Genomic DNA, 9,373 nt, shown 5'->3' on the forward strand with positions numbered 1-9,373 from the left:
CGCGCGGCCGTGCCGGGGCTCAGTTCTTGGTGCCGAACAGGCGGTCGCCCGCGTCGCCCAGGCCCGGCACGATGTACGCGTGCTCGTTCAGGTGCGAATCGAGCGACGCGACGAACAGCTTCACGTCGGGGTGCGCGTCCTGGAACACCTGCACGCCTTCGGGCGCGGCCACCAGCGCGACGAACATGATGTTCGCGGCCGGCACGTTGCGGCGTTTCAGCACGTCGACCGCGTGCACGGCCGAGTAGCCGGTCGCGACCATCGGGTCGCACAGGATGAAGATGCGGTCTTCCAGATCCGGCAGGCGCACCAGGTATTCGACCGGGCGATGGTCGTCGGCGCGGTACACGCCGATATGGCCGACGCGCGCGGAGGGCACCAGGTCGAGCAGGCCGTCCGACATCCCGATGCCCGCGCGCAGCACCGGCACGATCGCCAGTTTCTTGCCCGCGATCACCGGCGCGTCGACCTCGACGAGCGGGGTTTCGACCCGCTTGGTGGTAATCGGCAGGTTGCGGGTGATCTCGTAACCCATCAGCAGCGTGATTTCGCGCAGCAGCTCGCGGAACGTGCGGGTGGACGTGTCCTTGTCGCGCATGTGCGTGAGCTTGTGCTGGATCAGCGGGTGATCGGTGATGAAGAGATTCGGGAAACGGCTGTCCTGTTTCATGACGGGGGTGCCTTGGCGGCAAAAGAGGATCGGGGGCGGGGGCGGGCGCAAGCCGGCCGCGCGCTTATGTCCGCAATTTTACCAAGGCGCGCCGCATGATCCGGATAATATCGACGTCTCACGACAATCCGCGCGCCTGCGCCCGCCCGTTCGCCTGCCTAGCCCGCCCGTGACCCGGGCGCCGAAGCGGCCGGGGCCGCGCCGGCGCGTGTCGCCACCAAGGAATCGACGATGGATCTCGGCATCGAAGGAAAGACCGCGCTCGTGTGTGCGGCAAGCAAGGGGCTCGGTCGCGGCTGCGCGGAAGCGCTGGCCGCGGAGGGCGTGAACCTCGTGATCGTCGCGCGCACGCGCGACACGCTGGAGGAAACCGCGGAGGAGATCCGCGCCGGCGCGAACGTGTCGGTGACCGCGGTCGCCTGCGACATCACGACGCCGGACGGGCGCGCCGCCGCGCTCGCCGCGTGCCCGCAGCCGGACATTCTCGTGACGAATGCGGGCGGCCCGCCGCCCGGCGATTTCCGCGACTTCTCGCACGACGACTGGATCCGTGCGCTCGAATCGAACATGCTGACGCCGATCGAGCTGATCCGCGCGACCCTCGACGGGATGATCGCGCGCCGCTTCGGCCGGATCGTCAACATCACCAGTTCGGCCGTGAAGGCGCCGATCGACGTGCTCGCGCTGTCGAACGGCGCGCGCTCGGGGCTGACCGGCTTCGTCGCGGGGCTGTCGCGCAAGGTCGCGGGGCAGGGCGTGACGATCAACAACCTGCTGCCGGGCCTGTTCGACACCGACCGGATCGCGACCACGCTCACCGCGTCGGCGAAGGCGCAGGGCGTGACGGTCGACGAGATGCGCGCGCGGCGCACGAAGGAGATCCCGGCCGGCCGCCTCGGCACGCGCGCAGAGTTCGGCGCGGCGTGCGCGTTCCTGTGCAGCGTGCATGCCGGCTACATCACCGGGCAGAACTGGCTGCTCGACGGCGGCGCGTATCCGGGCACGTTCTGACGCGCGTGTCCCGAATCACGATCACGACAACAACCGAACGACGAAGGAACCGGAGATGAGCAAAACCCGCATCGCCTTGATTGCGCACGACGCGAAGAAGGACGAGATCGTCGCGCTCGCGGGCGAATACCGCGCGACGCTCGCGCAATGCCGGCTGGTCGCGACCGGCACGACGGGCGGCCGCATCGCGGACGCGCACGGGCTGGAGGTCGAGCGCAAGCTGTCGGGGCCGCTCGGCGGCGACCTGCAGATCGGCGCGGAACTGGCGGACGGCCGCGTGGACATCGTCGTGTTCCTGCGCGACCCGATGACCGCACAGCCGCACGATCCCGACATCACCGCGCTCGTGCGCGCGTGCGACGTGCACGACGTGCCGGTCGCGACCAACGTCGCGACGGCGCGGATGCTGCTCGACGATCTGGCGCGGAACATGCAGGACCGCTGCTAGGGCCAGCGCAGGCCCTGGCCCGCAGCGTGGCCCGATTGCCCCTGTTGCGGGCAGGGCCATGCACGGACGGCGGTGCCGGGCGAGAATCGTGCGTCGCGACGCGCCTGCCGCCGGCTGTTGCCTGCATCGGTCGGCGCCGTGCGTCGGCGATCCGACCATTTCCCTGACCGACAGACAGACAAGGAGCGAAACGATGCCGAAAGCAATCCGATACGACCAGCCGGGCGGCCCGGACGTGATGAAGTGGGTCGATGTCGAGGTCGGCGAGCCGAAGGCGGGTGAAGTCCGCATTCGGCAGCACGCGGTCGGGCTCAACTACATCGACGTGTATTTCCGCACCGGCCTTTATCCGCAGCCGCTGCCCGGCGGTCTCGGGATGGAGGCGGCGGGCGAGGTGACGGCCGTCGGCGAAGGCGTGACCGCGCTCAAGGCGGGCGACCGCGTCGCGTACGTCGGGCAGCCGCCGGGCGCGTATGCGCAGGAGCGCGTGATGCCGGCCGAGCGGCTTGTGAAGCTGCCGGACGGCATCAGCTACGACGACGCGGCGTCGGTGATGCTGCAGGGCCTGACCGCGCACTACCTGCTGCGCCGCACGTACCCGGTGAAGGCCGGCGACACGATCCTGATCCATGCGGCGGCCGGCGGCGTCGGCCTGCTGGTGTGCCAATGGGCGAAGGCGCTCGGCGCGACCGTGATCGGCACGGTCGGCTCCGACGAGAAAGCCGCGCTCGCGAAGGCGCACGGCTGCGATCACCCGATCGTCTACACGCGCGAGAACTTCACACAGCGCGTGAAGGAGATCACGAACGGCGCGGGCGTGCCCGTCGTCTACGACTCGATCGGCAAGGACACCTACATCGGCTCGCTCGACTGCCTCGCGCCGCTCGGCTACTTCGTCAGCTTCGGCAACGCGTCGGGCCCGCTGCCGGCGATCGATTCGAAGGAGTTCTCGTCGCGCGGCTCGCTGTTCTTCACGCGGCCGACGCTGTTCTCGTACATCGCGAAGCGCGCCGATCTTGAATCCGCGGCCGCCGAGCTGTTCGACGTGATCCTGTCGGGCAAGGTGAAAACCAGCATCAACCAGCGCTATCCGCTCGCGGAAGTCGGCCGCGCGCATGCCGACCTCGAGTCGCGCAAGACCACCGGCTCGACGATCCTCGTTCCCTGATACATCCCTGCGTGCCGGCATCATGTCGGCACGCCCTCCCGGCGGGCGGCACCGGCGTGTCGCCCGTCCTGCCCATCGTTCCGCCCGCCGTTCCGCCGCCCGCGTTTACACGTTTTTTATACCCGCCCCGATACCTTTGACCCGTCCTTTACGTGCGTTCCCATAAGGTTCTAGTCGTCTGATTTCGACGATGGAGAACAGAAAAATGGATGGGGTTTTCATCGGCGCACTGGTGCTCTTCACCACGCTGATCCTCGGTTTGGTTGCCGGTTGCGACAAGCTCGTGCAATACGGTCGCGGGGGGCGAGCATGACCTGGATGCTCTGGCTGGCGGGCGCCTCGACGGCACTGCTGTTCGCGTATCTCGTCTTTGCGCTGCTGCGCGCGGAGGACATCGAATGAACGCGAACAACCTGTTTCAGACGCTGCTCTTCGTCGTCGTGCTGCTGGCGGCGGCCGTGCCGGTCGCGCGCTACCTGTCCGCCGTGATGGACGGCAGTTCGCGCGTCGTGCGCGTGTTCGGGCCGCTCGAGCGCGCGCTGTACCGCATTGCCGGCGTCGACGCCGGCAGCGAGATGAACTGGAAGCAGTACGCGATCGCGACGATCGCGTTCAACGCGCTCGGCGCGCTGTTCCTCTACGGCCTGCTGCGCCTGCAGGGCTTCCTGCCCGGCAACCCGCAGCAATTCGGCGCGATGACGGTCGACGGCGCGTTCAACACGGCCGTCAGCTTCGTCACCAACACGAACTGGCAGGACTACACACCCGAGCAGACCGTCAGCTACCTGACGCAGATGCTCGGCCTGACCGTGCAGAACTTCCTGTCGGCGGCAACCGGCATCGTCGTCGTGATCGCGCTGATCCGCGGCTTCGCGCGTCATACCGCGCAGACGATCGGCAACTTCTGGGTCGACCTCACGCGCGTGACGATGTACGTGCTCGTGCCGATGTCGATGATCGTCGCCGCGCTGCTGATGAGCCAGGGCGTGATCCAGAACATGAAGGCGTACCAGGACGTGCCGGTGCTGCAGGCGAGCACCTATGCGGCGCCGAAGCTCGACGCGCAGGGCAATCCGGTGAAGGACGACAAGGGTAACGCGGTCACGGTGCCGACCCCGCTCACGAAGCAGACGCTCGCGATGGGCCCGGTCGCGTCGCAGGAAGCGATCAAGATGCTCGGCACCAACGGCGGCGGCTTCTTCAACGCGAACTCCGCGCACCCGTACGAGAACCCGACGCCGTTCGCGAACTTCCTGCAGATCTTCTCGATCCTGATCATCCCGGCCGCTCTGTGTCTCGTGTTCGGCCGGATGATCGGCGACCGCCGGCAGGGCATCGCGGTGCTCGCGGCGATGACCGTCGCGTTCGTGCTCGCGATCGGCGTCGAGGTGAGCGCCGAGCAGGGCGGCAACCCGACGCTCGCCGCGCTTCACGTCGACCAGTCGACGGGCGCGCTGCAGCCGGGCGGCAACATGGAAGGCAAGGAAACGCGCTTCGGGATCGCGCAGACCGGCATCTTCACGGTCGCGACGACGGCCGCGTCGTGCGGCGCGGTCGACACGATGCACGATTCGCTGACGCCGCTCGGCGGCCTCGTGCCGATGCTGCTGATGCAGCTCGGCGAGGTGATCTACGGCGGGGTCGGCTCGGGTCTCTACGGGATGCTCGTGTTCGCGCTGCTCGCGGTGTTCGTCGCCGGCCTGATGATCGGCCGCACGCCGGAATACGTCGGCAAGAAGATCGAAGCGTACGAGATGAAGATGGTGTCGATCGTCGTGCTGCTCACGCCGCTGCTCGTACTGGTCGGCACGTCGATCGCCGTGCTCGCCGATGCGGGCAAGGCCGGCATCTCGAATCCCGGCCCGCACGGCTTCTCGGAAATCCTGTACGCGTTCAGCTCGGCCGCGAACAACAACGGCAGCGCGTTCGCGGGCCTGACGGTCGGCACGCCGTTCTACAACTGGATGACCGCGATCGCGATGTGGTTCGGCCGCTTCGGCACGATCGTGCCGGTGCTGGCGATCGCCGGCTCGCTGGCCGCGAAGAAGCGCATCGCGGTGACGAGCGGCACGCTGCCGACGCACGGTCCGCTGTTCGTCGTGCTGCTGCTCGGCACGGTGCTGCTGGTGGGCGCGCTGACCTACGTGCCGGCGCTCGCGCTCGGCCCGGGCGTCGAGCACCTGATGATGTGGCTGGGCGCATGACGCGCGGCGACACGTTGAAAAGACTCGAGAGATTGAAGAGATCGCAATGACTCAACATTCCGCAACACGGTCCATGTTCGATCCGGCGCTGCTGCGCCCGGCGATCGTGGACTCGTTCAAGAAACTCACGCCGCGCACGCAGTTCCGCAACCCGGTGATGTTCTGCGTGTACGTCGGCAGCATCCTGACCACGATCCTGTGGATCGCGGCGCTTTCCGGCCAGGCCGAGGCGCCCGCGGGCTTCATCCTCGCGATCGCGCTGTGGCTGTGGTTCACCGTGCTGTTCGCGAACTTCGCCGAGGCGCTCGCCGAAGGGCGCTCGAAGGCGCAGGCCGCGTCGCTGCGCAGTGCGAAGAAGGACGTGATGGCGAAGAAGCTCAACGAGCCGCATCCGAAGTCGCCGATCCGCATCACGACCGCGACCGAGCTGCGCCGTGGCGACGTCGTGCTGGTCGAGGCCGGCGACGTGATCCCGGCCGACGGCGAGGTGGTCGACGGTGTCGCGTCGGTCGACGAATCGGCGATCACCGGCGAATCCGCGCCGGTGATCCGCGAATCGGGCGGCGACTTCTCGTCGGTGACGGGCGGCACGCGCGTGCTGTCCGACTGGATCGTCGTCAAGGTCACCGCGAACCCCGGCGAGGCGTTCCTCGACCGGATGATCGCGATGGTCGAAGGCGCGAAGCGCAAGAAGACGCCGAACGAAATCGCGCTGACGATCCTGCTCGTCGCGCTGACGATCGTGATGCTGCTGGCAACGGCGACGCTGCTGCCGTTCTCGATGTTCTCGGTCGAGGCGATGAAGGCCGGCCACGTCGTGACGATCACCGCGCTCGTCGCGCTGCTCGTGTGCCTGATCCCGACGACGATCGGCGGGCTGCTTTCCGCGATCGGTGTGGCCGGGATGAGCCGGATGATGCAGGCGAACGTGATCGCGACGTCGGGCCGTGCGGTGGAAGCGGCCGGCGACGTCGACGTGCTGCTGCTCGACAAGACCGGCACGATCACGCTGGGCAACCGTCAGGCATCGACGTTCGTGCCGGCGCCGGGCGTGACCGAGGAAGCGCTGGCCGATGCCGCGCAGCTGTCGTCGCTCGCCGACGAAACGCCGGAAGGCCGCAGCATCGTGGTACTGGCCAAGGAACGTTTCAACATTCGCCAGCGCGACATGGCGCAGCTGCACGCGACGTTCATCGGCTTCTCGGCGCAGACGCGGATGTCCGGCGTCGACCTCCCCGGCCGCGAGATCCGCAAGGGCGCGGCCGATGCGATCCGCCAATACGTCGAGACGCACGGCAGCCGCTTCCCGGAAGAAGTGCGCCGCGCGGTCGACGAAGTCGCGCGTCGCGGCAGCACGCCGCTCGTCGTGGCCGACCTGCATGACGGTGCGGCGCGCGTGCTCGGCGTGATCGAGCTGAAGGACATCGTGAAGGGCGGCATCAAGGAGCGCTTCGCGGAGCTGCGCAAGATGGGGATCAAGACCGTGATGGTGACGGGCGACAACCGACTGACGGCCGCGGCGATCGCGGCGGAAGCGGGCGTCGACGATTTCCTCGCGGAAGCGACGCCGGAAACCAAGCTCGCGACGATCCGCGAGCATCAGGCGGCCGGCCGGCTCGTCGCGATGACGGGCGACGGCACCAACGATGCGCCGGCGCTCGCGCAGGCCGACGTCGCCGTGGCGATGAACACCGGTACGCAGGCCGCGAAGGAAGCGGGCAACATGGTCGACCTCGACTCGAACCCGACGAAGCTGATCGAGATCGTCGAGATCGGCAAGCAGATGCTGATGACGCGCGGCTCGCTGACGACGTTCTCGATCGCGAACGACATCGCGAAGTACTTCGCGATCATCCCGGCCGCGTTCGTGACCACGTACCCGCAACTGCGCGTGCTCGACATCATGCACCTGACGTCGCCGGCCTCCGCGATCCTGTCGGCGGTGATCTTCAACGCGCTGATCATCGTCGCGCTGATCCCGCTCGCGCTGAAGGGCGTCACGTACCGGCCGCTCGGCGCCGCGTCGCTCCTGCGCCGCAATCTGCTGGTGTACGGCCTCGGCGGCGTGCTGCTGCCGTTCCCGTTCATCAAGCTGATCGACATGACGCTCGCTGCACTCGGCTGGGCCTGAACCGGCCGCCATTGAAGGAAACATCATGAAAACGTTGATTCGCCCGCTCGTCGTGCTCTTCGTCGTCCTGACCGCCGTGACGGGCCTGGCTTACCCGGCCGTGATGACCGTGTTCGGCCAGGCCGTGTTCCCGTCGCAGGCGAACGGCAGCCTGATCGAGAAGGACGGCAAGCCGGTCGGCTCCGCGCTGATCGGCCAGCCGTTCGATGCGCCGAAGTACTTCTGGGGCCGGCTGTCGGCCACGGCGCCGATGCCGTACAACGCGACCGGCTCCGGCGGCTCGAACCTCGGCCCGCTGAACCCGTCGCTCGCCGACCAGGTGAAGGGGCGCATCGCCGCGCTGCGCGATGCGGGCACCGACATGTCGAAGCCCGTGCCGGTCGACCTCGTGACGGCGTCGGCGAGCGGCCTCGATCCGGAGATCACGCCGGCCGCCGCCGCGTACCAGGTCGAGCGCGTCGCGAAGGCGCGCAACCTGACGCCCGACGCGGTCGCGCAGCTCGTCGCCGCGAACACGACGGGCCGCCAGTTCGGCGTGCTCGGCGAGGCGCGCGTGAACGTGCTGAAGCTGAACCTCGCGCTCGACGCGGCGCAAGCCGCGCACTGAGCGCGTCCGGCAACCGGCGCCCGGCGCGGTCAGCCCGCGCCGGGCGCGCCTTTTCCCGACGGCGCTTGCGCCGTCTTTGCCTTTTGCGGCGATTTGGAACAACAATGCTCGTACTCGCGCGCATCCGGGCGCTCCGCCTTTCTGACGCATGAATCGTCCCGATCCAGACCAACTCCTCGACAAGCTGCAACGTGACGAAGAAAAGCAGCGGCGCGGCCAGCTCAAGATCTTCTTCGGCGCATCGGCCGGTGTCGGCAAGACCTACGCGATGCTGCAGGCCGCGCGCCAGCGCCTGCAGGAAGGCGTCGACGTCGTCGTCGGCATCGTCGAGACCCACGGGCGCAGCGAAACCGCCGCACTGCTCGACGGTCTCGACGTGCTGCCGCTCGCGCGCATCGACTATCGCGGCCGCACGCTCGCCGAATTCGATCTCGACGGCGCACTCGCGCGCCAGCCGCAACTGATCCTCGTCGACGAGCTCGCGCATTCGAACGTGCAGGGCGCACGGCACATGAAGCGCTGGCAGGATGTGTACGAACTGCTCGACGCGGGCATCGACGTCTATACGACCGTCAACGTCCAGCACCTCGAAAGCCTGAACGACGTGGTCGGCGCGATCACCGGCATCCGCGTGTGGGAGACGGTGCCCGACCGCGTATTCGACGCGGCCGACGAAGTCACGCTCGTCGATCTGCCGGCCGAGGAACTGCTCGAGCGGATGCGCGACGGCAAGGTCTATCTCGCGCAGCAGGCCGAGCGCGCGGTGCGCAACTTCTTCCGCAAGGGCAACCTGATCGCGCTGCGCGAACTGGCGTTGCGGCGCACGGCCGATCGCGTCGACGCGCAGATGCGCGAATACCGCGCCGACCGCTCGATCCAGCGCATCTGGCAGGCGCGCGAACGGCTGCTCGTATGCGTCGGGCCGGGCCCCGAGGCGCCGACGCTCGTGCGCGCGGCCGCGCGGCTCGCCGCGAGCCTGAAGGCCGACTGGATCGCCGTCTATGTGGAGACGCCGCGGCTGCAGCGGCTGCCCGACGCGCGGCGGCAGCGTACGCTCGACGCGCTGAAGCTCGCCGCCGAACTCGGCGCGGAGACGGCCACGCTCGCCGGCGCCGACGCGGTCGCCGCGCTGAT

Annotated in this window: 9 protein-coding genes and 1 pseudogene; 9 read left to right on the top strand and 1 reads right to left on the bottom strand. The window is 68.4% G+C overall.

The window, feature by feature from the left end; genetic code table 11:
• Nucleotides 1–19: 19 nt before the first annotated feature.
• On the bottom strand, nucleotides 20–670 hold the full coding sequence (gene upp, locus DPV74_RS35540) for a uracil phosphoribosyltransferase (protein WP_011352740.1): 651 nt from the start codon (nucleotides 668–670) through the stop codon (nucleotides 20–22).
• Nucleotides 671–901: 231 nt separating this feature from the next.
• Here upp and DPV74_RS35545 point away from each other — a divergent pair, with 231 nt between their 5' ends.
• From DPV74_RS35545 to DPV74_RS35585, 9 genes and pseudogenes are all read left to right on the top strand, one after another.
• Nucleotides 902–1,681, top strand: a complete 780-nt coding sequence (locus DPV74_RS35545; protein ID WP_027786835.1) for an SDR family oxidoreductase — start codon at nucleotides 902–904, stop codon at nucleotides 1,679–1,681.
• A gap of 55 nt (nucleotides 1,682–1,736) precedes the next feature.
• Nucleotides 1,737–2,129 carry a methylglyoxal synthase gene (locus tag DPV74_RS35550; RefSeq protein WP_059697949.1) on the top strand — a complete coding sequence of 131 codons (393 nt, stop codon included), beginning with the start codon at nucleotides 1,737–1,739 and terminating at the stop codon, nucleotides 2,127–2,129.
• Nucleotides 2,130–2,322: 193 nt separating this feature from the next.
• Nucleotides 2,323–3,297 (top strand): quinone oxidoreductase, encoded by a 975-nt coding sequence (locus tag DPV74_RS35555; RefSeq protein ID WP_059688483.1) that lies wholly within the window; start codon nucleotides 2,323–2,325, stop codon nucleotides 3,295–3,297.
• Between the two features lie 190 nt (nucleotides 3,298–3,487).
• On the top strand, nucleotides 3,488–3,610 hold the full coding sequence (locus tag DPV74_RS35560) for a hypothetical protein (protein ID WP_255221841.1): 123 nt from the start codon (nucleotides 3,488–3,490) through the stop codon (nucleotides 3,608–3,610).
• Nucleotides 3,607–3,699, top strand: a complete 93-nt coding sequence (kdpF, locus tag DPV74_RS35565; RefSeq protein WP_006752209.1) for a K(+)-transporting ATPase subunit F — start codon at nucleotides 3,607–3,609, stop codon at nucleotides 3,697–3,699. Before DPV74_RS35560 ends, kdpF begins: the two co-directional genes overlap by 4 nt.
• On the top strand, nucleotides 3,696–5,501 hold the full coding sequence (kdpA, locus tag DPV74_RS35570) for a potassium-transporting ATPase subunit KdpA (protein ID WP_027786840.1): 1,806 nt from the start codon (nucleotides 3,696–3,698) through the stop codon (nucleotides 5,499–5,501). The genes kdpF and kdpA overlap by 4 nt, the downstream gene beginning before the upstream one ends.
• Nucleotides 5,502–5,547: 46 nt before the next feature.
• Nucleotides 5,548–7,632, top strand: a complete 2,085-nt coding sequence (gene kdpB / locus DPV74_RS35575) for a potassium-transporting ATPase subunit KdpB (RefSeq protein ID WP_059697945.1) — start codon at nucleotides 5,548–5,550, stop codon at nucleotides 7,630–7,632.
• 25 nt (nucleotides 7,633–7,657) lie between these two features.
• Entirely contained in the window at nucleotides 7,658–8,239 is a 582-nt protein-coding gene (gene kdpC, locus DPV74_RS35580) for a potassium-transporting ATPase subunit KdpC (protein WP_027786842.1), read from the top strand.
• Nucleotides 8,240–8,387: 148 nt separating this feature from the next.
• A pseudogene (locus DPV74_RS35585) lies at nucleotides 8,388–9,373 on the top strand (two-component system sensor histidine kinase KdbD); the annotation flags it as partial.

Origin of the sequence: Burkholderia sp. HAN2018, assembly GCF_024704855.1 — a bacterium.
GTDB lineage: Bacteria > Pseudomonadota > Gammaproteobacteria > Burkholderiales > Burkholderiaceae > Burkholderia > Burkholderia cepacia.

What these genes read in the sequence shown, in the direction of transcription:
- upp (WP_011352740.1), bottom strand. Translation starts at nt 670, where the DNA reads ATGAAACAGGACAGCCGTTTCCCGAATCTCTTCATCACCGATCACCCG.
- DPV74_RS35545 (WP_027786835.1), top strand. Translation starts at nt 902, where the DNA reads ATGGATCTCGGCATCGAAGGAAAGACCGCGCTCGTGTGTGCGGCAAGC.
- DPV74_RS35550 (WP_059697949.1), top strand. Translation starts at nt 1,737, where the DNA reads ATGAGCAAAACCCGCATCGCCTTGATTGCGCACGACGCGAAGAAGGAC.
- DPV74_RS35555 (WP_059688483.1), top strand. Translation starts at nt 2,323, where the DNA reads ATGCCGAAAGCAATCCGATACGACCAGCCGGGCGGCCCGGACGTGATG.
- DPV74_RS35560 (WP_255221841.1), top strand. Translation starts at nt 3,488, where the DNA reads ATGGAGAACAGAAAAATGGATGGGGTTTTCATCGGCGCACTGGTGCTC.
- kdpF (WP_006752209.1), top strand. Translation starts at nt 3,607, where the DNA reads ATGACCTGGATGCTCTGGCTGGCGGGCGCCTCGACGGCACTGCTGTTC.
- kdpA (WP_027786840.1), top strand. Translation starts at nt 3,696, where the DNA reads ATGAACGCGAACAACCTGTTTCAGACGCTGCTCTTCGTCGTCGTGCTG.
- kdpB (WP_059697945.1), top strand. Translation starts at nt 5,548, where the DNA reads ATGACTCAACATTCCGCAACACGGTCCATGTTCGATCCGGCGCTGCTG.
- kdpC (WP_027786842.1), top strand. Translation starts at nt 7,658, where the DNA reads ATGAAAACGTTGATTCGCCCGCTCGTCGTGCTCTTCGTCGTCCTGACC.